Raw genomic sequence first — 25,184 nt, forward strand, 5'->3', positions numbered from 1 at the left:
TAGAAGTGATGAAGAATAATGGACCCCTTGAGACTGGTTGTATGCATTGTAACGTGAGATTACACTCTGTTTTCAATGTTTTAGATAATGATCAAGCCAAAGATTTGAGTTTACATAAATCTTGTGCAGTCTATAAAAAGGGACAATATGTATTTACAGAAAATGGATTACCCTCAGGATTGTTCTGTATCAATAGTGGTAAAATAAAATTGACCACCACTGGCTACGATGGCAAAGAGCAAATTTTAAGATTAGTAAAATCAGGTGATATAGTTGGTTATAGGGCTTTATTGTCTAATGAGCGATACCATTGTTCTGCTGTTACTTTAGAAGACGCTTCTATTTGTATGATTGATAAAAAATATTTTTTTGATACCATTTCTGCTTCCCCTAAACTGATGTTTGAAGTGGTCAAAAAAATGAGCAACGATTTAAAAGTAGCGGAAGATCATATTGTTTCATTGTCTCAAAAAAGTGTAAGAGAAAGAATGGCAGAAGCCTTACTCTTTTTAAAAGCAACTTATGGGTTTGAAGAAGACAATCAAACAATCAATGTAAGTTTAAGCCGAGAAGAAATTGCAGATTATGTTGGAACTTCTACCGAAAGTTGCATTCGTTTATTATCTGAATTTAATAACGATAAATTGATTTCGTTAAAAGGGAAAAAAATTAGCATTATTAATTTACAAAAGCTAATTCAAACCGCCAATATTGAAGACTAGGTAATTTATATGATTTAAATCATATAATGCCACAGCAAAACTCATTCATTTCTAGAATAGCTAAATACATCTTTGTAGGGTAAATAACTACAAATGTGTAAACACGCAGATCAAACAGAAGAATTGATAAAGCATCTTCTGGAAAATGTATACCCCTGCCTTGAGTTGAAGCTCCAAAATGCTATCAATTGTAATTTTTTGAAGGAGTATGATGAGGAACAACAAGCCTATTTAGTTGAGTTAATGCAAAATCTGCGTAACGACTTTAGTTCATTGGTTACCTGTGAACAAAAATTAGTTTTCCCCTCTGTAATGAAGGTCTTTAATGCCAAATCTTCAAAAGAATTGGTGCTTCCCAATTTGTTTGATTTAATGCAACTTACCCGCAGTAAGGAACATAAAATAATGGCACATGTTCATCATTTAACTAGTGCATTAGATACAAATACTTTTAAAAACGGAGCAATAAAACAACATGATTTGGCGGAATCCTTTTCGGGGACTTTTATAAAGGAAAAATTTAGGTGGAATAAAATGATAGAAGATCGCTTGAATTCTTGTAGTTGTTTTAAATCAAATATTTATAGAGGATTGGGAATAAAAACAACTTCTGAGCAGCCTGAAAAACACGATTAATTTTTTTGAAAATAGTTCAGTATGAACTAACTTTTAACAACTTTTTAATAAAATGCTAAATAGGACCATCGAATCAACCAAATGCTTTCATTGCGGGGATACTTGCAAAGGGGAGCCAGTGGTATTTGACGAAAAAGCTTTTTGTTGTAGTGGTTGTAGTTCTGTTTATCAAATTTTGAATAAAAGTAATCTTTGTGATTATTACAATATCCATGATGCTTCTGGAGTCAAGCTTCCTGAACAACAAGACCAACAAAAGTTTGGTTTTTTAGATAATGAAACGATAGCAGCTTCTTATATCGTATTTTCTAAGCCGAACCAATTAGCGGTTAAATTTTATTTACCTCAAATTCATTGCAGTTCTTGCATTTGGTTATTAGAGAATTTGCAAAAAGTAAATGATGGCATTTATTTTTCTTCGGTTCATTTTCCTACAAAAGAAGCAACCATTTATTTCAATCCTGCTTCTATTTCTATAAGGGCTATTGCTGAGTTATTGGCTTCTATTGGATACGAACCCTATATTACTTTAGACGACGGACAACAGTCTAAAAGGCAAGAGAAAATGGTGTCTCGTACTGCTATGGTAAAAATCGGCATCGCTGGTTTTTGTTTTGCTAATATCATGATGCTAAGCTTTCCTGAGTATTTAGGATTGGAAACTATTACCGTAGATGGCTTAACAGCCAATTTGTTCCGATACGTTAATTTATTATTGGCTTTACCTGTATTGCTTTACAGCGGGTCAGAATTTTTTATTAATTCTTGGTTTAGTGTAAAACAAAGAAGGCTTAACATAGATGCGCCCATAGCACTGGCATTGGCAGTAACATTTAGTAGAAGTGTGTATGAAATTATTTCTGGCACTGGGGGTGGATATTTAGATAGTATGTCTGGTATTATTTTCTTTATGTTATTAGGAAGGTCTTTTCAAACAAAAACCTTTGCTGACCTATCTTTTAATCGAGATTTTAAATCTTATTTTCCAGTTGCCGTTTGTTTATTGGATGAAAGAGGAGAAGAATCTTATATTCCTGTTCAGGAGGTTAAAGTGGATGATAAGATACGTATCAGAAACAATGAAGTGATACCAGTAGATGGGTTACATTTACTAGGTAAAGCAGAAATCGATTATAGTTTTGTAACGGGAGAGAATGAGCCGAATGATGTTGCTATTGGAGACCTTGTTTATGCAGGTGGCAAACAGTTAAATGGCGCAATTGATTTGTTGGTTGTGAAGCCATTTTCTCAAAGCAATTTTACTAGACTTTGGAATAATGAGGCATTTAAAAAGTCAGATAAGAATGTTTATTCATTCACCACAGTAATTAGTAATTATTTCTCATTAGCGGTTTTAACAGTAGCATTCAGCAGTTTTGCTTATTGGTATCCTACTAATATTGCCAATGCTTGGCAGGCAATGACTGCGGTATTAATTGTTGCTTGTCCTTGTGCGTTGTTAATTACCGCCACTTTTACTGAGGGCTTTGTGTTGAATATTTTTAGCAAACACGGTCTATTCCTTAAAAATGCACAAGTGTTACAAACTATTGCAACAATTGACCAGGTGGTTTTTGATAAAACAGGAACCCTTACTTATCCGCATGCTTCTTCGGTGGAGTATATTGGGAACACCATTTCAAGTGAAGATTTACAAATTATCGCTGCTATGTCAGCTCAATCTTTACATCCATTAAGTAAGGCAATTGCTAATAAAATTAATTCTACCCCCCGTTCACTCGAACATATCAAAGAAGTTGCTGGTGCTGGTATTGAAGCATGGGAAAATGAAACCCACTATAAATTAGGCTCGGCCAGTTTTGTTGGAAATGAATCTGCTGAACCAATTGCTTCAGAAGTATGGGTATCTATTGACAATAAAATATTTGGTAAGTTCATTATTCAAAATATTTTAAGGGCACATGTAGATCGTCTTATTCATGAATTGCCTTACCCAGTATCTGTGTTAAGTGGAGACAATAACAATTCGGAGCATTATTTAAAGCAGCAATTACAACGGCCTATTTCTTATCATTTTAATCAATCACCTCAAGCTAAATTGGCTTACATAGAATCATTGCAATTAAATGGTAAGCAAGTCATGATGGTAGGGGATGGTTTAAATGATGCAGGTGCTTTAAGTAAGAGTAATGTAGGGATTGCTGTAGTAGACAATACCATTCAGTTTTCTCCGGCTAGTGATGCCATTATGCTGTCTGATCAACTACCCTTGATAGATCAATACATGAAAGCTGCTAAATGGTCAAAGAATTTAATTAAAACGACTTTTGTTATTTCTACTTTGTATAATGTAGTAGGATTGTATTTTTCTGTTACCGCTCAAATGTCTCCCTTAGTAGCAGCCATTTTAATGCCTTCCAGCACTTTTACCATTGTTCTTTCTACTATGTTGGGTGCTGCACTAATTGAAAAATTTTGCTTTAAAAATATTGCTGACCTAAAAAATATCCATCAATGATTGTAATTGTTTTTTTACTCATCATTAGCCTATTAGTTGCATCGGGATTCCTAATTGCATTTATATGGGGTTCAAAAACAGGACAGTTTGATGACCATTTCACACCAGCGAATAAAATTTTATTTGATCAAACCAATCAACCAACAGAGAATAAATAGAAAACCATGCAGTTAGAAAAATTCAGTTTCGACAATTCCATCGTCCGGAAATTTGCTTTTGCCACTGTTTTGTGGGCAATAGTAGGGATGCTGGTTGGGGTAATCATTGCGTTTCAGCTGGCTTACCCTGCACTCAATTTAGGTATATCCTATACTAGTTTTGGACGATTAAGGCCATTGCATACCAATGCAGTCATTTTTGCATTTGTGGGCAACGGTATTTACACCGGTGTGTATTATATGATGCCCCGGTTGCTTAAGACCAGTATGTGGAGTAAAGCACTCGGATTAGTCCATTTCTGGGGCTGGCAGTTAATCATTGTTGCAGCAGCAGTAACACTTCCTTTGGGTTTAACACAAGGAAAGGAATATGCTGAGCTAATTTGGCCTATTGATATTGCTATTACCCTTATCTGGGTAGTGTTTGGTATCAATATGTTTGCAACCATTCTTACCAGAAGAGAAAGACATTTATACGTTGCTATCTGGTTTATTATTGGTACCTGGGTAACTGTTGCTCTACTACATATAGTAAACTCCTTTTCATTGCCTACTTCTATGACTCATAGTTATAGCTGGTACGCAGGAGTTCAAGATGCATTGGTACAATGGTGGTATGGTCATAATGCGGTTGCGTTTTTCTTGACCACCCCTATGCTGGGTATCATGTATTATTTTGTTCCTAAAGCGGCTGGTAGACCAGTCTATTCATATAAGTGGAGTATCATTCACTTCTGGGCTTTGATCTTTATCTATATCTGGGCAGGTCCTCACCACTTATTGTATACCGCTTTGCCTGATTGGGCACAATCATTGGGTGTGGTATTTAGTATCATGCTAATACTTCCAAGTTGGGGTGGTATGTTAAATGGTATATTCACTTTACGTGGCGCTTGGGATAAAGTAAAAGAAGATCCCATTTTGAAAATGTTCATCGTTGCTTTAACCTGTTATGGTATGAGCACTTTTGAAGGACCAATGCTTTCTTTAAAGAATGTAAATGGATTTGCGCACTATACCGATTGGATCGTTGCACACGTTCACGTAGGAGCGCTTGGATGGAACGGCTTCTTGATTTTTGGTATGTTATATTGGTTAGTTCCTAGAATTTACAATACTAAATTGCATTCTGTTAAAATGGCCAATACCCATTTCTTAATTGGTACCGTAGGTATTTTGCTATACGCTATCCCAATGTATTGGGCTGCTATTTCTCAAGCTTTGATGTGGAAACAATTTACTCCAGAAGGACAGTTGAAGTTCCAGTTTTTAGAAACAGTGACTCGCATCATTCCTATGTATATTTTAAGAGGATTGGGTGGTACCATCTATTTAGTAGGGGTAATCATCATGGTAGTTAATTTAATCAGAACTGCAAAAGCTGGTTCATTTGTTCCAGAAGAACATGGCGAAGCTCCTGCCTTAGCTGCTCAACCACTACCAGAAGGCAAAGCATATTGGCATTCTATCATTGAAAGAAGACCAGTGCAAATGTTGGTAATGAGTTTGATTGTAGTGTCTGTTGGAGGTGCTATTGAAATCATTCCAACATTTATTGTAAAGGAAAACGTTCCTACCATCAGTACTGTTAAGCCTTATACACCGCTTGAATTACAGGGTAGAGATATTTATATTAGAGAGGGCTGTTATACTTGTCACTCACAAATGGTTCGTCCATTCAGGGATGAAGTAGCCAGGTATGGAGATTATTCTAAAGCAGGGGAGTCTGTGTATGATCATCCATTCCAGTGGGGAAGTAAGCGTACTGGTCCAGATTTGGCTCGTCAGGCAAATAAATATCCTAATAGCTGGCATTATAGACATATGAATGAGCCTGAAGAAATTTCTCAAGGTTCTATCATGCCTCCTTATCCTTGGTTATTAGACAATGATTTAGATATCAGCACTACTCCTGGAAAAATCAGGGCAATGCAAACTTTAGGTGTTCCTTATCCTGAAGGCTACGATCAAAAAGCCAATAACGATTTGAAAATTCAGGCAGATGAAATTGCGGCAGATTTAAATGCAAACAGAATCAAAGCAAATAGCGGCAAAGAAATTATTGCATTGATTGCTTATTTGCAAAGATTGGGTGCAGACTTGAAGAAAGCACCTGAAGCAGAAATTAAAACATTACACTAAAATTCAGCTGTATGAAATTTAAAAATTATGTAACCAGTATTGAAAACGTTAATATTTATCCAATGGTTTCTTTGGTCATATTCACGGTATTTTTTGCTGTGGTTACTTGGTATGTTTTGTCTGCCAACAAAGAAAAAATGGAAAAGAATAGCCAAATTCCGATCAATGACTGATAAAAAAATGTATATGTTAACTAGTATATCTTATTTCAACAAACAAAAAGCATTGATGCAAAAATTGCTCCTGCTTTTATTGGGCAGTTTAGCCGCAAATATTATATGGGCCCAGGATGCTGCTAAAGAAGCAGCACCAGTTGCTAAAGAAGTTTTTTATGATTCCACCGTAGCCTATGTGTTGATAACCGTAATTGGTCTACTTGCCATGGTTATTTTTATGTTGGGCAATGTTTTTATCCTAGCTATTAAAAATAAAATAGAACAAGAAAAGCAAAGCAATGCTTCAAAAACTGCTGTATTAACTGTTTTATTTGTGCTGATTTCAACTGGGTCATTATTTGCTCAATCTGCCAATGTGCCTGCAGGAACTAAAACGGTAGTATCTGAAACCATCATACAAATGTTGGCATTCATAGTGCTGTTAGAAATGATCATCATTGTTTATTTTGCCAATGGTATCAGAAGCTTTTTGAAAAAAGAAGCTATTCAAACTGCCGTTGCTACTGGAGCTACTCCTGTTGTTAAAAAAGAAAAAATCGCTTGGTTCGATCGATTGTATAACAGAAATACCAATGAAGACATTGCTCGTTTAGATTTAGGGCATGATTATGATGGTATTAAAGAATTGGATAATGAAGTGCCTGTTTGGTGGAGATGGGGATTTGCACTAAGTTTAATTTTTGGCGTTGTTTATTTATACAATTATCATGTTGCGGGTACTAAGCCATTACAACAAGCAGAGTTGGCCATGGATATGGAACAAGCTGCTATTCAACAAGCTGCTTATTTAGAAAAATCTGCCAATAATGTAGATGAAAATACCGTAAAAATGATGGGTGCAGATGATATTGCAAAAGGGAAGGAATTATATATTAAACCCGGCGCTTGTGCAACCTGTCATGCTGAAAATGGAAGTGCAATAGTAAACGGTGCACCTGGAATTGGACCTAATTTAACCGATGATTATTGGTTACACAAAGGAGATATCAAAGCCATATTTTATTCTATCAAATATGGTTGGCCAGAAAAGGGAATGAAGAGTTGGAAGGATGATTATTCACCCATTCAAATTGCACAGATAGCTAGTTATGTAAAATCATTGCAGGGTACTAATCCACAGCCAGCCAAAGAAAAACAAGGAGAACTGTTTGTTGAAACTGGTGCAGCACCTGCTGCCGCTGATTCAACTTCGGCCCCAGCAATGAAGTAAGTTGATTAAATTGAAACTATGAGCGAGTCGAAGCAAGCAGATTTTAGGAGTTTACATTCAACTGTTGACAGTAAAGGAAAAAGGAACTGGGTGCACGCCCTACAACCCAAAGGTAAATTATACCAATACAGAACCTATTTAAGTTATGTATATGTATTGTTGTTCTTTGCCATGCCATTTATTCGAATAGATGGCAATCCTTTGTTTCAGTTTAATATACCTCAAGGAGAATTTACTTTTTTCGGCTCTCTTTTTACTCCGCAAGATTTTATCATGTTTGGGTTAGGCATGATCATCTTCATGCTATTTATTGTCATCTTCACCTTAATCTATGGTCGTTTCTTTTGTGGATGGGTTTGTCCGCAAACCATTTTTATGGAAATGATTTTTAGGAAAATTGAGTACTTTATTGAAGGGGATGGCAATAAGCAAAAAATCAATAATGCAAAAAAATGGACTACTGAATTATATGTCAGAAAAACCATCAAACATATTGTTTTTTTAGCAGTCAGTTTTGCTATTTCAAATACTTTTCTAGCCTATATTATTGGAACAGATCAACTGTTTAAAATCATTGCAGATCCTTTGTCTGCGCATATTGGGGGGTTTATTGCCATTATCTTTTTCACCTTGGTTTTTTATTCGGTATATGCTTTTGTGAGAGAAATTGTATGTACGGTTATTTGTCCTTATGGAAGATTACAAGGAGTATTGTTAGATAAAAATTCTATAGTAGTTGCTTATGATTATTTAAGAGGGGAACCTAGGAATAAAAAGAAGTCAACAGAAGGTGCGGGTGATTGTATTGATTGTGGTATGTGTGTAAATGTATGCCCTACCAATATAGATATCAGAAATGGTACTCAATTAGAATGTGTAAACTGTACGGCTTGTATTGACGCTTGTAATATGATGATGAAGAAAGTGAACAAGCCAGAAAATCTGATCACATTTGCTTCTGAAAATCAAATAGCATCTGGCAAGAAATTTGAGTTTACTTATCGCATTAAAGCTTACTCAGGGGTATTGGTTATTTTAATGGTGTTGTTGGGCGTTTTAATTGTTACAAGAACCACTTTTGATGCAACCATTTTGCGTGTGCCAGGCCAAGGTATGCAAGAAAACAAAGACGGAACTATTAGCAACTTGTTTAGAATTAAAGTGACCAATAAGAGCAATAGAGATCTTCCTTATCGATTGGTTGCTACAGACCCTGATGTTCAAATTGAACGAATTGGTCAAACCTTAGATACATTAAAGGGCAGACAATTGGCCGAGGAAACTTTTTTCATAAAAGTAGATAGTAATAAGATCAAGCATAGGAAAGAGGAATATGAAATAAAATTACTCAGTGGCGATAAAGTGATTACTACTAAGAAAGCCATATTTATTAGCGACCTTTAAAATAAAAAAATGAATTGGGGATACAGAATTGTAGTGGCATTTGGTTTGGGTGTAGCATTTATATTATTTCTGGTATGGAAAACCATGCAGGTGGATATTGAAATGGTGGAATCCAATTACTATGAAAAAGAAATGGCTTTTAATGGAAAGTTACAAGCTACTGCCAATGCAAATGCACTAGCTACAAAGGTTAGTGTAGTGAAACAGGATCAGCAAATTTTATTAAAAATTGACTCAACAACTGCCGCTGCTATTACCAATGCTGAAGTTCATTTTTATAATCCAGCATCTGAGAAATCGGATAGGAAATTGAACTTAGCCGCATCCAATAATGGTCTTTATATTTTTCCGGTTGCACAATTCAATAAAGGAAAGTACATAGCCAAAATCAGTTTTACCAGTGCTCGTAAAAACTACTACACAGAAGAAGTTATTTTTATTCCTTAATTATGGAAGTACTGCTGATATCTGCTTTTGTTCTAGGCTTTGGGGGCAGTGTTCATTGCATTGGTATGTGTGGTCCGTTGGCATTGTCTTTGCCATTCCAATCATTTCAAGGTGTTTACAAATGTCTCGCTGTATTCTTCTATAATATTGGAAGAGTAAGTACATATATTGGTATTGGTATTGCAGCTGGTTTATTGGGTAGGGGGGTAAATTGGTTTGGGGTTACCCAAATTGTTTCAATTGTACTTGGCCTTGTTATCGTTTTTTCGGTTTTAGCACCTAGACTATTTCCGCAAACATCATTGCCTTTATTAAAAGGATTTAAGCAATGGCAAATCAATACCATGCAGAAAATCATGTTGAAACAGTCTGCAGGTTGGATGTTTGTTTTTGGGTTATTAAATGGTTTATTACCCTGTGGATTAGTATATACAGCAATTGCAGCTTCTCTAGTAGCTCATAATATATATGAGTCGATGTTGTTTATGGGATTTTTTGGAATTGGGACCATACCAGCGATGATATTATTAGTTGCTGCTGCTCAGTATTTACCCCAAAAAATAAGGAACCAATTTAGAAAACTGGTTCCTGTATTTACTTTTATTATTGGTTGTTTACTTATTCTCCGCGGACTAAATTTAGACATACCTTTTGTTAGTCCTTATTTAAATGCTGCTATACAAGGAACAGATGCCATCCATTGTACGCATTAGGCATTTTTATTGAACATCCTAAATGATAATTACAATTGTGCAACCCACATTTTTCTAGCTCCTTCCTTACCCCAGTCTTTTAAAGCTTTGGACAATTCAGTAGTTAACTGAGTACGACCAACTTGTTTTCCTTTTTGTTTTACGTTTAGCTCTCCCACAGTAGGAGTTACTAATTCTAGTTTAGTAGCAAACCAAGTGGTATTCAGTCTCGGTACTGCTAGCCCTAATATCATTCCTGGCAATCCACCAAAACTTTCTGGACCGGCACTTACTGGAATTTGATCGGTATAAAAAGCCACTACATATACTGAATCACAAATTTTGGTAACCGCTTTTCTGCATTCAAATCCAGCAATTTCTCTGGTTTCATCTGCAATTTTCCATTCCCAAGTGCGGCTACTGTCTTTGATTAAGTACGTGTTTTCAAATACCTCTTTTTGACTGATGGAAATCCCTTTTTTTAAGTCTTGCATACTTACATCAGTATCAACTGGTTTGGTGCCCCACATATACTTATTATTGGGATTTTCCTTAGCTAATTTGAATACAGATTTTTCTGCAGTAAACTTTAGTTCGTAAATGTCTGATACAAATTTGGGTATTTGTTTGAGCATTTCAGCATTCCACATATTTTCCCCTTCATCTAGAATAGGAGCATGTTGATTGACTCTTTTTTCAAACTCTATTCTACCAGATTGGATGAATTGAACTTGGGCACTTAAATAAGTGCTAAACAATAAAATCGTAAAACTGATGATGGTCTTTTTCATATTAAAATCCTTCATTGGGTTTGCCATTTTTGCTGAAATTCCAGATTAAAGAAAATAAGAAATAGCGTTGAATGGTTTGGTTAGTACTTTCAGTTATAAAGTTGCTGGATGCATTTCTGTTGATACCAAGGTTTTGGTTAAACAAGTCGTTCACAGAAGCTTTAATTTCCCATTGGTCATTTTTGGAAATTACTTTTCTGGCTGAGGCATTTAGGATATAGACATCTCTTTGATCTGCAAATACCGCTGTCTTCTGGTAAATATTGGCATTTAAATCAAAGTCGATATAGGTTTTAATTTTTTTCAACTTAAACTGCAGATTGGCGTAAGCATTATAAGACCAGAACTTAGTGCTGATATCTGGGCGAATAGAAGTAGTGGAGTTATTACGTACTGCACTTCCATAGGCATAAAAATTAATCCATTTATCACCCCAGTATCCCATATTAAAACTGAAATCAGTGGATCTGTTTTTAGTAATATTATCAATCCCGTTTACCCTATTGGCAAATTGGTTGATTCTAGGACCAATATTAACTCCAACATTAAATGATGGGATGATTTCAAAATTATAACCTACACTTCCACTTAAACTATAATTGCCTGCGACGTTAATGGCTTGGTTAATTCTTCTACCTTGATTGTCTACAAAACTTGAATTGGAAATGGCATTTTCTGTTTTAGAATAGTTGACATTAAATCTTACACTTCTGCTTTTCAAAACCTTGTAGTCTGACCCTCCAAAGTTAAATTGGTGAACAAAGGATTGCTTTAAATTAGGATTACCAATGGTTAAATTGAGTGGATCAATATTATCAATAATGGGTTGGATTTGTGAAAGGGAGGGGTTTCTAGTGGATCCGTTATAAGAAAAATTCAATCTTCTTTGTTGTTTGGGGGTATAGTTGAATGTAACAGCAGGAATGAAATTGTTGAAAACAACATTGCGGTCTGTTTTTTTCACCAAATCATTGAGTCGATAATTTACTGTACCAATACCTGTTCCAATAGAGAAATTAAATTTCTTTACGTTGTATCGGATATTCACACTTCCATTATGCCCTGTTGTATTGAATATAAAGTGGTTACTTAATGTGTCTACCAAGTTCTCATATTTATTATTGGCAGCGTTTTTTGCGAAGGTGTTTCGCTCTGCATCATTTCTGCTTACACTTAATTTATAGTTCAATACTAAAAAAGTATTTTTCCAAAGTGGTTCAGTATAATTGATGGTAGAATTGATGGTGGTAGCAATTTGTTTATTTGTTTTTTGTTGGTCAACATTATCTCTTCTTATCAAAGTGCCGAAAGCATCATAAAAAGTATTTTCGGCAGTTAAGAACCCGTCATCAGCTCGATCGTTGTAATTGATATCATTATTCCACGAAATGGTTCGGCCCATTTTTTTAAATCTTTTGCGATAAAAAATGGTGGTATTCATAGTTTTGTTTTCGTCTACCGTAGAAGTATTTCTGTTACTTTGGTTCAATAAAATACTATCACTTGTGATGGTTCGACCTATAAAATTTGATGCCATATTACTATTTACAATAGACCCTCTTGCGGTTACTTTTAATGAACTAGTCGAATCAATTTGCCACTCATATGTACTAGTAATTTTGTTCCTTTTTCTGCTACTCACTTGATCTTGCACACTGGTACTAATAAGGTCTGCACCAGGTAAAATATTTTGGGTTTTATTAGAATTAATTCCGCTTACATCTAATTGATTGAATTGGTAAGTATTGTTCGAATTGTGTTTGTCTTTGTTCCATTTATTGCTAAAGTGAAATCCTCCTGTTATAGATCTTGGGAAACCAGTCCCCCAACTGAATTCATCGCCTGAACCCCACATCATGATGCCACCATCATCGGTAACTTCAGTGGTCATATTGGTATTGCCTCCATAGTTCTGGTTTTCATTCCAATTCAATGATTCAAATTTGGTATTGTCGGTGGTAAGATAGCCAGAGATTTTTCTTTTTCCTTTAAATGAATTGGCCAATAACTTACCATATCCATAGCGGTCAAAATCGCCCCCAGCTTCTGCTTTACCAAAATATCCCTTCTTCTTATCTTCTTTTAAAGTAAGGTTCAGTGTTTTTATTTTTTGACCATCATCAATACCCGTAAAAACTGCTTGATCACTTTTTTTATCGAATGCTTGTACTTTGTCAACCGCATCAGCTCTTAAGTTCTTGGTAACAACTGCAGGATCATCGCTAAAAAACTCTTCTCCATCCACCAATACTTTTTGCACCCTTTCACCTTGTGCGGTAATTTCTCCCTTGCTATTAACTTGTATACCTGGCATTTTACGCAACAATTCTTGTACATCTGCATTGGCGCTTACTTTGAAACTATCTGCTTTATATTCAGTGGTGTCGCCCTTCATTCTAATAGACCCGATGGTTTGTTTTACAATTACTTCCTGTAATAGAGTAGCTTTTGTAATTACTGGGATTTTTCCTAAGTCGGTGACGCCCGTTGTTGTATTAATAATATCTACATAATCGGCATAAGAAGGATAGGTAACCATTACTATGTATTTACCCGCAACCAAATTTGGTATTTCAAAATTACCATCTTTATTAGTACGGGTAAATTTTACCAAAACAGAGTCTTTGGCTCGAAGTGCTGATACCACTGCGTTTGAAAGGTTTTGCTTATTTAACGTGTCTGTTATTGTTCCTTTAATAGAAACCTGTTGGGCAAAAGTGTTTGTGATAGTAGCTAAAAAAAATAGCCCAATCATTGTTAGTTTGGTCATAAATGCAGTTAATTCGTCTTTAGATGAATTTTGTCGTAAATTCCATAAATGTTCGTGAACAATTTTTACCGTTCATACTTTTTTCAGTTAATAAAATCATAATATGTCCGGTGCATCATCAAGAAACAAGAAAACGTTAAAAGTTGTAAAGGCTGACAAAAAAAAATATGAAGACATACATTTTGTTGATACTCAACAAACTGTATGGAATTATTCCTTGTTTACAGAAGAAGCTGTGCGTAATTTTCAAAATGGAACGCACTATAGTTTGTATGAGTATTTTGGGAACAAGCAATTAACCGTGCTAGATGTTAAAGGAACTTATTTTGCCGTTTGGGCACCCAATGCTACTTATATCTCAGTAACTGGCTATTTTAATAATTGGGATAAAACCAGTCATCCGCTAAAAGTTAGATTAGACAACTCAGGAATTTGGGAAGGCTTTATTCCGAATGTATTAGAAGGGGAAGCATACAAATATCATATACATGGATTCAATGGAATCAAATTAGATAAAGGTGATCCATTTGCACATTTTTGGGAGAAGCGACCATTTACTGCATCCATTACTTGGCAAACCAATTATGATTGGAAGGACCAAGAATGGATGAAAAATAGAAAGACAAAAAACTCATTAAAGAGTCCTTACTCTGTGTATGAAGTGCACTTGGCTAGTTGGATGCGTCCTGATAAAAACGATGAAGAGTCATATAATACTTATGAGCAGATTGCGGAACGAATGGTTCCTTATGTAAAAGAAATGGGTTTCACACATGTAGAGTTTATGCCTGTGATGGAACATCCATTCGATGGGAGTTGGGGCTACCAAGGCACGGGCTATTTTGCGCCTACCTCGCGGTTTGGATCCCCGCAGGGATATGCTTATTTGGTAGATGCTTTTCACCAAGCAGGCATTGGTGTGATACTCGATTGGGTTCCTTCACATTTTCCTTATGATGCACATGGCTTGTTTATGTTTGATGGAACGCATACTTATGAATACGCGGATATGCGCAAAGGCTATCACCCCGATTGGAACTCTTATATTTTTAATTATAAAAGAGGGGAAGTCAAATCTTTTTTAATCAGTAGTGCACGTTTTTGGTGTGATCAGTTTCATACAGATGGTTTGCGCGTAGACGCAGTGAGTTCCATGTTACGATTGGATTATAGCCGCGGCCAAGGTCAGTGGGAACCCAATGAATACGGAGGTAATGGCAATTTAGAAGCCATTGATTTTATTAGAGATTTGAATGAAACACTCTATAGAGATTTTCCAGATATTCAAACCATTGCAGAAGAAGCAACAGATTGGCCTAAGATTAGTAAACCTACTTTTGAGGGAGGCCTTGGTTTTGGTATGAAATGGATGATGGGCTGGATGCACGATACATTGGACTATTATAAAATGGATCCCATTTTCAGGCAATTTCATCAAGATAAATTCTCCTTTAGTATGATGTATTTCTACGATGAGAATTTTATGTTGCCCCTAAGTCATGATGAAGTAGTACATGGCAAGAGCCCCATGTTGTATAAAATGCCCGGAGATGAATGGCAAAAATTTGCCAACCTGCGCATACTCTATACCTATATGTTTACCCATCCTGGTGCCAAGTTATTGTTCATGGGCAATGAATTTGGCGCAACCAATGAATGGAATTATAAAAGCGAATTGCAGTGGGATTTATTGCAACATCCTAGTCATGGCGGCATGAAATATTGTGTACAACAACTCAATAAGTTATACCAATCTGAACCTGCTTTGTACGAAAAACAATTTGAGCCAGGTGGATTTGAATGGGTTGATTTAAACCATCGATCTGATTCTGTTATGGTTTACAAGCGCAAGGGCAAAAAAGAAAAAGACGATGTGTTGGTGATTTTAAATGTTACACCTGTAGTGCGTACCGATTGGGAAATTTTTGTTCATGGAAAAGGTAAGTGGTCTGAAATATTCAATAGCGATAGAAAAGAGTTTTGGGGGACTGGAGACGTATTTAATCCAACCATACAAAGCAAATTGGTAGACAAGCCTTCTAAATGTTACCAGTTAAAAGTGCATTTGCCGGCATTAGGTGCTGTTGTGTTGCGATAAAGAATGATGAACGGTTGTAACATTCTTTTTTGTATTTCGTTTAACACAAAAAACAAATATGAAAAAGTTAGTACTGCTTGCTTCTATTATTCTTCTTGCAATGGGCACTTATGCTCAAAAAACAGTTGCTGAATCCAATGCACAAAAAAGAGCTGTAAAGTCTTTCCATAGTATTGACGTGTCTTCGGGCATTAAAGTAATGCTAACCAAAAGTGATAATGAGGAATTAGCGGTAGCAGTAGGCGATCCTGCCTATTTGGAATATATAGAAACTACTGTAAAAGATGGGGTTCTAAAAATTACCCGTGAACAAGATTGGAAATTTTGGAACCAATGGAAGAATTGGAAAGTAACCGTGTATTTATCTTATAAGGATCTGAAGTCAATCAAAGCCAATAGTGGTGCAAATATTACCGGTGCCGATTTAAGTTTTAATAACTTGGAAGTGAAAATGAGCAGTGGCGCATTTGCTGAATTGGAAGGAAGAACCAATAGTTTGAATGTAGATGTTAGTAGTGGTGCGATGTTCAAAGGGTATAATTTGACTACTAACACTTGTGAATCAGAAAGTTCTAGCGGTGGTGGAGTTCAAGTAAATGTTTCAAAAGAATTAAATGCAAAAGCTAGTAGTGGCGGTTCTATCCGTTACAAAGGCGAAGGCTTAATCCGCGATATTAAAGTGAGCAGTGGGGGTACGGTGAAGCGATTTTGATTTATAATGGGAGCTGTATGCAGAATACGGTTCCCTTTCCTAATTCACTGGATTGCACAAATAATTGTCCGTTGTGGTATTGTTCTATGATGCGCTTACTTAAAGATAACCCAATTCCCCAGCCTCTTTTTTTTGTAGTAAATCCAGGTTGAAAAACTTTTTTCCATTGATTAGTTGGGATTCCTTTACCACTGTCTTTTACTAGAATATTGAATTGATTGTTTTCTTGGGCCATGTTGATTTGAATACTGCCTTTTCCATCCATGGCATCTAAGGAATTTTTCAATAAATTTTCTATTACCCAATCAAAGAGCGTAGGGGAGAGTAAACAGTTTAATTCGGCTGTATTGGTTGGATCTAATGAAAAAACCACCTGATCACTGCTTCTTTTTTTCATATAATCCATTGCAGTTTTTATTCGGTCATATGGATTGCAGAATTCGGTTTTTGGGGTGCTGCCTATTTTACCAAATCGATCAGTGATGAGTTGTAATCGATTAATGTCTTTGGCTATTTCATTGGCAATTTCTTTGCTGTCTGTTTTCTCTTTTAAGATTTCTAGCCAACCTGCTAAACTACTCACGGGTGTACCCAGTTGATGGGCTGTTTCCTTTGCCATGGAAGCCCAGAGCTGGTTCTGGCCACTTTTATGACGTGTACGTAACGAGTAAATCACAATCGATACAAACATGATTACCAACATCAATTGTACAATGGGATACCATTTGGCTTCTCTTAATAATTTGCTTTGTCCATAATAATATCGGATAGAAGTAGAATCACTAGCTTTTAATTTTACTTCAATAGGTGTTTTGCTATACAACTTAAATTCTTGTAATCGTTGCGCTAAATAATTTGTGTCTTCTTTTATTTTTAATTCATCAATATTCACATAATTCCCAGTTGGTTGGTCCTGTTCGTTGGTTTCAATAATAGGAATAAAATTATTCTCTGTGATGATTTTAGTTGCAAGGTTGATGGAAACAGTGTCTGTTGAATTTAAGATGGTTCGCTCAGCTTCAACCCAAGATTCAACGGCTATTCTTTCTTTAATGGCAATTTGTTGAGCTATATATTGTGAATACACGATGGTGCCACTTACAATAATAATGGCCATTAAAAATAATGCGTTGGTAAAATTGAACCAGCTTTTAAACATGCTACTAAAATACACTTTTGATTGCGTTGTTGGTCAATATTACCCAAAATGGATAGGTCTAAAAAAGAAACCGCCCCATTTGTTTGGAGCGGCTCTTGACACGATTGCTTGCTTAAACTAACTAACTAAATAATCCACCTTTTTTTAAAGTTTTTACACCTTGACCTATTTTAAATCCATTGTTATAAATCTCTATTTTATAATCTCCTTCTTTGTATGCGTCTTTTTGTTTCCAATCAAAACTAACTGGGATCACTTTATTTTGCTCATAGTTTACAGACACTTTATTTGTATAAGGACGACTTCCTTCTTCTCTAGTATTAAAATTGGCTCCCTCCGTAATTACTTTTCCATCAGGTGCGGTAACAATTACATAGAAATCTTTAGTACCAGATGGGGTAATTCTGTTCTCATCAATTACAAATGAAATTCTGATTAAGTCTGCACGTTTTGCAGTAGTGGTTTCTTTTTCTTTACCAGTACCTTTAATATTGATGGCATTGATGCCAATGTTAGATGCATGAAGGGTAGATGCTACGTCTACTTTTTCTTCTAACTGTTTTTTCTCGGTTCTGGTAGTATTTAAATTACTCTCTAAATTTTGTTTCTCTGTTGTCAGCTGGGTTTTTTCTGTATTCAACTGTTCATTTGCAGTAGTTAATTGTTGGTTCTCGCCTTTTAACTGTTGTATTTCTGCAAATAATCCATCAATCTTTCCATTTAATTCTCCAATCAATTGTTTAGCTTCTGCTAATTCTTTAGCAGTTGCGTTGCGCTTTTTTAAGATTGAACCAATATTGCCCTTTAATTTTTGGATATCGGCATTTTTTTCTGCTAAATCACCTTGGAGTTCAAGGTTGTCTTTGGTTAAAGAGTCTGCTTTTGCAGATACATTCATGAACTCTTGTTGTATTGCTAACCTAGCACTGTCTACATTGCTGATTTTGGTTTCTAAGCCAATGATGGTTTCTTTGGTTTGGCTTTTATCATAGAAAATATAGCCCCAGGTTAGTACCAATGCTGCTATTAATATTCCGTAAATGGTTTTGCGGTTATCTGGTGCACCGCCATTGTTTACTGTACTCATAAAAATGGTTTTTTAAGATGTTGATTGCTTATGGGTGCTTATTTTCCAAAATCGTGCCAAAACCTTTTTAAGATCAAATTTTGTGTACAAAAAAGCCGTTTTCAATATGGAAAATCCTACTAGGTGCAGCATCTTTGTGGCATGTCTGCTGAGAAAATATTATCTGATTGGAAAAAAAATAGCTTTAAACCCATTTATTGGTTAGAAGGAGAGGAAGCTTATTTCATTGATACTTTGGTAGATTATGCCGAAAAGAAAATTTTGACTGAAGCAGAAGCGGAATTTAATTTATCCATTTTTTATGGAAAAGATGCCGATTGGACCGAAGTAGTCAATACTTGTAAAAAATATCCCATGTTTGGGGATAAGCAAGTGGTGCTGTTGAAAGAAGCCCAGCAAATGAAAGACGTGGAGAAATTGCTCGGCTATATTGAGCAGCCTTTAAGCTCCACCATTTTTATCGTAAGCCATAAAGAGAAAAAGCTGGACGGTCGTGGTAAATTGGCTGCAGCACTTAAGAAGAGTAAAGCGGAAGTTTTCACCACTAAAAAATTGTACGATAACCAATTGCCCGATTGGGCTGGTCAAATGGTTAAGAACCATGGACTAACCATTTCTCCTAAGGCTCTTGTGATTCTAGTGGATCATATTGGCAATGATTTGAGCCGGATTGAAAATGAGATTGAGAAGCTCATGCTTAACCTCGGAACACGTAAATCAATTACCGAGGATGATGTAGAAAACTTCATTGGGGTTAGTAAAGAGTTCAATGCGTTTGAATTGCAGGCAGCAATTGCGCAGCGTGACTTACCTAAAAGTATTCGTATCATTCAATATTTTGAATCGAATCCTAAAGCAGGACCCATTCAATTGGTATTGCCTTCTGTATTTAATTTCTTTAGCAAATTATATGTATTACTTTCTTTGAAAGATGCCAATGAAAGCAGCGCTGCGGCGGCGCTGGGTGTTTCTCCATTTTTTATAAAAGATTATTACGCCGCCGCGCGTAAGTATGATTTCCCTTCAGTAGAAAGAGTCTTACTATTGTTGCACGAATACAATTTAAGAAGCTTGGGAGTGCACAATGGTTCGGCAAATGATGCGGGGCTCATGAAAGAATTGGTCGTGAAAATTATGTCATAGCGAACGAGCTGGCGCAAAGCGACCTTCAAGCGATTTCCAGAAATGAGTAATGATACTAATTAGAAGATAAAGCCAGTATTGCATTGGCCCTATCTGCATTCAATTGGGCTTTCAATTCGTCTAAGCCATTGAACTTCACTTCGCCACGAAGAAATTTTTCAATACGGATTTCTAATTTTTTTCCGTAGATATCTCTATCAAAATCGAAGATATTTACCTCAATCACGCGTTTTTTTCCATCCACAGTTGGGCGAACCCCAATATTCATCATGCCCGTAAAGGTTTCAGCATCCATTGAAATGGAAACGGCATAAACTCCATTAGCAGGAATCAATTTTTCTTCGCTGCTGATATGCATATTGGCAGTAGGAAATCCGATGGTACGACCTATCTTATTGCCTTCTACTACGAGGCCTTTAAAAAAATAAGGGTAACCCAAAAAATGATTAGCAGTATCAATGTCATTATGCAATAGTGCTTCTCTAATACGAGTAGAGCTAATGACTACTTGATTCAACATTTCTTCTGAAATTTCTTTTACTTCAAAACCCAGTTCGCGGCCATACTGTTCCAGCAAGTGATAATCCCCCGATCTGCCTTTGCCAAACCGATGATCGTAGCCAATAATAATCACACTGGGTTGAAAGTATTTATATAGAAAGTCACGAATATAATCGTCCGCAGTTTGGTTGGAAAAAGCATGATCAAATGGAATAACCACCAAATGATCAATTCCCGCATTTTCTAACAAACTAATTTTTTCTTCTAAAGTATTAATGAGTTTGATATCGCCTGGAACAGAGGAAACAATTTTTCTAGGATGTGGATGAAAAGTGATGATGACTGTTTCGCCATTAACCCTAGCCGCTTCGGCTTTCATTTGAGCCAATATTTGTTGATGGCCATGGTGCACGCCATCAAAAGTGCCAATGGTAATGACCGCATGGTTGAAATGGGGAAGCGAGGGGGCTAATTCACGATGTACCTTCATAATCAGGCGCAAAAGTAAGAACTCCAAGGCAAAGTTCCTTCCCTTTGCATACCCCCTTTTTGTACCTTTGCCCCAATTCAATACATAATAAAAAGCGATACATGTCTTTATATGCTCAAAGAGGGGTTTCTGCTCAAAAGGAAGAAGTACACCAAGCGATACAAAAATTAGATCAGGGATTATATGCCCATGCTTTTTGTAAAATTTATCCCGATTTTTTATGCAATGACCCTGAATGGGTCAATATTATGCATGCAGATGGAGCAGGTACCAAGAGTATACTAGCTTATTTATATTGGAAGGAAACAGGCGATTTATCCGTATGGAAGGGGATTGCACAAGACGCAGTAGCTATGAATTTAGATGACTTGCTTTGCGTAGGAGTAACTGACCAACTCTTGTTTTCAAGCACCATCGATCGAAATAAATTATTAATTAATGGCGACATTTTAGAAGCCATCATTAATGGAACCCAGGAATTCTTTGATACCCTCAAAACCTATGGGGTCAATATTCATTATTTAGGAGGAGAAACAGCAGACGTGGGCGATGTAGTTAGGACGGTTGCGGTGAATGGTACCATGACTTCAAGGTGGCCTAAGCATAAATTAATCACCAATGATTTGATTGCGGAAGGGGATGTGATTGTTGGTTTTGCTAGTGCTGGGAAAGCCCATTACGAAACGGAGTACAATAGTGGATTGGGTAGTAACGGTTTAACCAGTGCACGGCACGATGTGTTAGAAAAGTATTATGCTAATCAATATCCTGAATCATTTGAACCACAGTTGCAAGATAGTGTGATATACATTGGTAAAAATAGAATGACCGATGCCATTCAAATTAATGGGGAGTCTATTTCTATTGGTAAATTATTGTTGTCTCCCACTAGAACCTATGCTCCCTTGATGAAGCGATTATTGGATGTGCATTTTGATCAAATACACGGCGTAATCCATTGCAGTGGCGGTGGTCAAACAAAGTGTATGAAATATTTGCCCAAACCCTTGCATATTGTAAAAGACAATTTGTTTACCCCACCACCGGTGTTTGAATTAATCAGAGAAAATTCTGGAGCAGATTGGAGAGAAATGTACCAAGTATTTAATATGGGACATCGATTAGAAATTTTCACCAATGAAGTAACAGCCCATCAAATGATTGCAACCGCTGCTAGCTTGGGAATTGAAGCACAAATTGTAGGAAGGGTAGAAGCTGCCCATACGGGGCACTCTTCTTTATTACTGAAAGGTTCATTTGGTGAAGTATCTTATCAATATTAACGATTGCTTATTGGCGGAGCACTTATATTTGTAATACTATATTATGTACAATATGTCTGAAACAGTAGTCTCTTTAAAGAACGTAAATATATACCAGGGCAATAGCTTGATTTTACAAGACGTTAATTTCACTATTAGTAAAGGAGAGTTTGTTTACTTGGTGGGTAAAACTGGAACAGGTAAGAGTAGCTTACTAAAAACTTTATATGGAGAATTAACGCTAACCGAAGGAGAAGCATCTGTAGTAGGATTTGATTTAAGGGGAATGGATTGGAAGAAAGTTCCATTTTTGCGAAGAAACCTCGGAGTAGTATTCCAAGACTTTCAATTGTTGACCGATCGGAATGTACATGAGAACCTCAAGTTTGTTTTAAAGGCAACGGGCTGGAAAGATGAACGTTTAATGGAGGAAAAAATAGCGGATGTTTTAGAGAAAGTGGGCTTAAAAAGCAAGGGATTTAAAATGCCTTTTGAAATGAGTGGTGGCGAACAACAAAGGGTAGAAATAGCCAGAGCACTGCTCAACTCCCCCAAACTAATATTGGCTGATGAGCCTACCGGAAATCTAGATCCAGAAACAAGTGATGAAATCATGCAATTGTTGTTTCAAATTGCCAAAGACTATGGCACATCCGTAGTAATGGCCACACACGATTTCATTGTGATCAATCGTTATCCTAGTAGGATGTTGAAAACCGAAAACGGAAAAGTGGCAGATAGTGCAGCCCACTAACCCCAGATCCAACCAATTTGCTTTTTTGCATTGGCTTCGTTGTTAAAACGGGGAACTAGAATTTTATTCCTCAACCTGATTTCCTCCTCAGTAAAAGGTTGATGGTATAGTTGTGCAATCAAGTCTTTGAACGCATTGGCGCTGGTTCCCACATGACAAAGCGGTTCAAGACCAGAATCAGCAATCATCGCTTCATTTACCACTACATGCCTTCCATTGAATAAGGCATTCAATAATTTAATTTTCATTCCTGTTCTAATATAAGCAGGCAACAAATGGATATGTGCTTTTGCAATCATATCCTGCATTTCTTTCTCGGAGGGGTTACCCACCAAGCAAGAATATTTGCTAGAATAAGCGATTGCTTTCAGTTTTTCTGAAGGATTTTTGCCTGCAATTACAAACGGAATCTCTAGGTTTTTAAATACTTTTTCTAGTAGCCAGATCGCTGCCTTCTCATTCGCTTCTACACTCAGGTCTCCATGGTATAAACAATAGGAGCCAATACCTTCTTCGCAACTCAGTTTCCAATCAGGAATATATAAACTGAGTTCTTCTATATTTTTACAGCCAAATTCGTGGCGGTACACATCGTTATCGGCTTCTTTAACACCCCAAAAAGTAGCTTTACCCGCTAAATCAGCTTCGTATTTTTTCAGCAATCTCGATTCGTTCCAATAATAGGCTTTTTTGAAAAGGGAGCTCGCATTGGTATATAAGTCTCGATAATACTGGTATTCTATATTATGCAAGCGTACAAAACAGTCGCGTTTTTTAAAACGATTATCATGCAATAAATAAGTGCAGTGGACTCCTTCCATAAAAATGGGGTGGTCGTCTTTCAGTAAATTTTGATAAAGATCTTCATTAATGCGGCTACTTACTATATAGGGTAACTTACTCGAAAAGCCCTTATGCCCCTCGGTTCGTTGATAGTAATGTACACTCTCACAATATTGATCCAAGGCTTTTTGTTGACCTCTTCCATAGTCAAAACAGTGAAAATGTACTTTGATCCCCTGCGCATGAAAAGCAGGTAGTTTATAAAAAACATCGGTTGCACCCCCATAATTAGCAGGGTAGGGAACGTCAAAAGAAATAATATGTAAGTGCTTTTCCAAAATTAGAGACGGCTATAAAAGGCAATTAATTGATTGGACTCGTTCTCCCAGTTCAACACTTTAGTTGCTTTGGAGCATTCTTGTTGGAGTCTGTTGTAAAGAACATCATCTGATAGCAAATTGTTCAAAGCAGTTGCAATTGTGTAAGGTTCAATATTATTGATTAGCAAAGCAAATGGATTTGCTTCAACAATTTCCGCATACATCGGGTAATTGACACATACCTGTGGAACACCCGCAGCCATATAATCAAAAAAACGGTTGGCCAAAGAATAATATTGGTTAATACCCTCTGCTTCAAAAATGGTGAGTCCAATATGCGATAATGGGGTAAGCATTTTTAGTTCAGCAGGGGGGATGGGAGGATGAATGAAGACCTTTTCTTCCAGACCGTACTCCTTAATTAAGGAGGTTGTTTGGGTTAGAAAGTTGCCTTGTCCAACTATCAAAAGGGGGGCATTCACTTCTTGCATCGCAGGAATAAGTTGTTCAAACCCTCTCCCATGGTTCACAGCACCTTGATATATAATAAATTTTGATTTGAGCTGATTATTAATTAATTGTATGAGTCTATTTGATGTAAAATTATATGCATATTGAAGGTTGTCGATGGGGTTTTCTGCCAAAACGGCGCCTTTTTGAATGGCTTTTAAGTGGCTGATATTGGGTTGGTTTTGGATGGAAGGGAGGTTTCGAATGACTTCAAATTTAATTTGAAGTCGACCATAAAACAGGCTAGCTAAATGTTGGTTTACCGTGTAACCCTGTTTAAAATGGGGAACCGCAATTCGTTCTATCCATTTCCAGACCTTTTGTACCATGGGACGACTCCTAACTTCCTTCATTTCGGTAAAGTACTCATGGGCATCGTAAACCCTTTTCTTACCCCTTAACCAAGTGGCCCACCATACAGGTAGGATGGTATCTAAGTCAATTGCACAAGCAATATCATATGATAATGAACATAATACGATTAGTAACTTAATATTAAATTCTATATAAAAAAACGGTCCCTTCTGGAAAAAGCAATTCAAACGTTGTTGTTGGTAAGAAGCTTGATATAGCGGTGGAATGGGCAGCGGTATAGATCCAGACCTATTCACCCCTATAATCCTAATCGAGAAACCTTTGGCTGCTAAGCTGCTGCAGATTCGATGCATCCGCTGGTCGTAGCTGATATCATTAGTAACGGTGAAAACAATGGACTGCATAACACAAATATAGTTTCAA

At 36.5% G+C, this 25,184-nt stretch carries 22 protein-coding genes; 15 read left to right on the plus strand and 7 right to left on the minus strand.

All coding sequences use genetic code 11. From position 1 onward, the window contains the following. The first annotated feature begins 8 nt into the window (after positions 1-8). From ACTIEI_RS10625 to ACTIEI_RS10670, 10 genes are all read left to right on the plus strand, one after another. A complete protein-coding gene (locus ACTIEI_RS10625; protein WP_439506274.1) occupies positions 9-722 on the plus strand; it encodes a Crp/Fnr family transcriptional regulator in 714 nt (237 codons plus the stop codon). Positions 723-815: 93 nt separating this feature from the next. Beyond that, positions 816-1,358, plus strand: a complete 543-nt coding sequence (locus tag ACTIEI_RS10630; RefSeq protein ID WP_439506275.1) for a hypothetical protein — start codon at positions 816-818, stop codon at positions 1,356-1,358. Between the two features lie 52 nt (positions 1,359-1,410). After that, complete coding sequence (locus tag ACTIEI_RS10635) at positions 1,411-3,837, plus strand: heavy metal translocating P-type ATPase (protein ID WP_439506276.1); 2,427 nt, start codon at positions 1,411-1,413, stop codon at positions 3,835-3,837. Then, entirely contained in the window at positions 3,834-3,995 is a 162-nt protein-coding gene (gene ccoS / locus ACTIEI_RS10640) for a cbb3-type cytochrome oxidase assembly protein CcoS (RefSeq protein ID WP_295189639.1), read from the plus strand. The genes ACTIEI_RS10635 and ccoS overlap by 4 nt, the downstream gene beginning before the upstream one ends. 6 nt (positions 3,996-4,001) lie before the next feature. Next, entirely contained in the window at positions 4,002-6,137 is a 2,136-nt protein-coding gene (ccoN, locus tag ACTIEI_RS10645; RefSeq protein ID WP_439506277.1) for a cytochrome-c oxidase, cbb3-type subunit I, read from the plus strand. 11 nt (positions 6,138-6,148) lie between these two features. Then, positions 6,149-6,310, plus strand: coding sequence for a CcoQ/FixQ family Cbb3-type cytochrome c oxidase assembly chaperone (locus tag ACTIEI_RS10650; protein WP_305267870.1), 162 nt, complete (start codon positions 6,149-6,151; stop codon positions 6,308-6,310). After that, positions 6,303-7,523, plus strand: a complete 1,221-nt coding sequence (locus ACTIEI_RS10655; protein ID WP_439506278.1) for a cbb3-type cytochrome c oxidase N-terminal domain-containing protein — start codon at positions 6,303-6,305, stop codon at positions 7,521-7,523. The genes ACTIEI_RS10650 and ACTIEI_RS10655 overlap by 8 nt, the downstream gene beginning before the upstream one ends. 18 nt (positions 7,524-7,541) lie before the next feature. Beyond that, on the plus strand, positions 7,542-8,927 hold the full coding sequence (gene ccoG, locus ACTIEI_RS10660) for a cytochrome c oxidase accessory protein CcoG (protein ID WP_439506279.1): 1,386 nt from the start codon (positions 7,542-7,544) through the stop codon (positions 8,925-8,927). A 9-nt stretch (positions 8,928-8,936) separates the two neighbouring features. After that, positions 8,937-9,374: a FixH family protein gene (locus ACTIEI_RS10665; RefSeq protein ID WP_439506280.1), complete on the plus strand. Its 438-nt coding sequence runs from the start codon at positions 8,937-8,939 to the stop codon at positions 9,372-9,374. Positions 9,375-9,376: 2 nt separating this feature from the next. Beyond that, positions 9,377-10,087, plus strand: coding sequence for a sulfite exporter TauE/SafE family protein (locus tag ACTIEI_RS10670; protein WP_439506281.1), 711 nt, complete (start codon positions 9,377-9,379; stop codon positions 10,085-10,087). Positions 10,088-10,116: 29 nt separating this feature from the next. Here ACTIEI_RS10670 and ACTIEI_RS10675 read toward each other — a convergent pair whose 3' ends face one another. Both ACTIEI_RS10675 and ACTIEI_RS10680 read right to left on the minus strand, forming a co-directional pair. Further along, positions 10,117-10,872, minus strand: a complete 756-nt coding sequence (locus ACTIEI_RS10675; RefSeq protein WP_439506282.1) for a GLPGLI family protein — start codon at positions 10,870-10,872, stop codon at positions 10,117-10,119. After that, on the minus strand, positions 10,859-13,627 hold the full coding sequence (locus tag ACTIEI_RS10680; protein WP_439506283.1) for a TonB-dependent receptor: 2,769 nt from the start codon (positions 13,625-13,627) through the stop codon (positions 10,859-10,861). The genes ACTIEI_RS10675 and ACTIEI_RS10680 overlap by 14 nt, the downstream gene beginning before the upstream one ends. Positions 13,628-13,730: 103 nt before the next feature. On the opposite strand from ACTIEI_RS10680, the gene glgB reads away from it, so the two are divergent. Beyond that, positions 13,731-15,725: a 1,4-alpha-glucan branching protein GlgB gene (glgB, locus tag ACTIEI_RS10685; RefSeq protein ID WP_439506284.1), complete on the plus strand. Its 1,995-nt coding sequence runs from the start codon at positions 13,731-13,733 to the stop codon at positions 15,723-15,725. A gap of 58 nt (positions 15,726-15,783) precedes the next feature. Beyond that, a complete protein-coding gene (locus tag ACTIEI_RS10690; protein ID WP_439506285.1) occupies positions 15,784-16,437 on the plus strand; it encodes a head GIN domain-containing protein in 654 nt (217 codons plus the stop codon). A gap of 1 nt (position 16,438) precedes the next feature. Here ACTIEI_RS10690 and ACTIEI_RS10695 read toward each other — a convergent pair whose 3' ends face one another. Continuing rightward, positions 16,439-17,596, minus strand: coding sequence for a sensor histidine kinase (locus ACTIEI_RS10695; protein WP_439506286.1), 1,158 nt, complete (start codon positions 17,594-17,596; stop codon positions 16,439-16,441). A 121-nt stretch (positions 17,597-17,717) separates the two neighbouring features. After that, entirely contained in the window at positions 17,718-18,683 is a 966-nt protein-coding gene (locus tag ACTIEI_RS10700) for a hypothetical protein (RefSeq protein ID WP_439506287.1), read from the minus strand. Positions 18,684-18,824: 141 nt separating this feature from the next. Here ACTIEI_RS10700 and holA point away from each other — a divergent pair, with 141 nt between their 5' ends. After that, a complete protein-coding gene (gene holA, locus ACTIEI_RS10705; RefSeq protein WP_439506288.1) occupies positions 18,825-19,826 on the plus strand; it encodes a DNA polymerase III subunit delta in 1,002 nt (333 codons plus the stop codon). Between the two features lie 55 nt (positions 19,827-19,881). On the opposite strand, the gene ACTIEI_RS10710 is transcribed toward holA, so the two are convergent. Further along, positions 19,882-20,817, minus strand: a complete 936-nt coding sequence (locus ACTIEI_RS10710) for a bifunctional riboflavin kinase/FAD synthetase (RefSeq protein WP_439506289.1) — start codon at positions 20,815-20,817, stop codon at positions 19,882-19,884. Positions 20,818-20,918: 101 nt separating this feature from the next. Here ACTIEI_RS10710 and ACTIEI_RS10715 point away from each other — a divergent pair, with 101 nt between their 5' ends. Together ACTIEI_RS10715 and ACTIEI_RS10720 are read left to right on the plus strand one after the other, a co-directional pair. Beyond that, positions 20,919-22,100, plus strand: coding sequence for an AIR synthase related protein (locus ACTIEI_RS10715; protein WP_439506290.1), 1,182 nt, complete (start codon positions 20,919-20,921; stop codon positions 22,098-22,100). 52 nt (positions 22,101-22,152) lie between these two features. Continuing rightward, a complete protein-coding gene (locus ACTIEI_RS10720; RefSeq protein WP_439506291.1) occupies positions 22,153-22,833 on the plus strand; it encodes a cell division ATP-binding protein FtsE in 681 nt (226 codons plus the stop codon). Here the strand turns inward: ACTIEI_RS10720 and ACTIEI_RS10725 are convergent. Beyond that, positions 22,830-23,954 (minus strand): glycosyltransferase family 4 protein, encoded by a 1,125-nt coding sequence (locus ACTIEI_RS10725; protein ID WP_439506292.1) that lies wholly within the window; start codon positions 23,952-23,954, stop codon positions 22,830-22,832. The genes ACTIEI_RS10720 and ACTIEI_RS10725 overlap by 4 nt on opposite strands. Positions 23,955-23,956: 2 nt before the next feature. Beyond that, positions 23,957-25,165 carry a glycosyltransferase gene (locus ACTIEI_RS10730; RefSeq protein ID WP_439506293.1) on the minus strand — a complete coding sequence of 403 codons (1,209 nt, stop codon included), beginning with the start codon at positions 25,163-25,165 and terminating at the stop codon, positions 23,957-23,959. Between the last annotated feature and the right edge of the window lie 19 nt (positions 25,166-25,184).

Origin of the sequence: Sediminibacterium sp., assembly GCF_051860225.1 — a bacterium.
Lineage (GTDB): Bacteria > Bacteroidota > Bacteroidia > Chitinophagales > Chitinophagaceae > Sediminibacterium.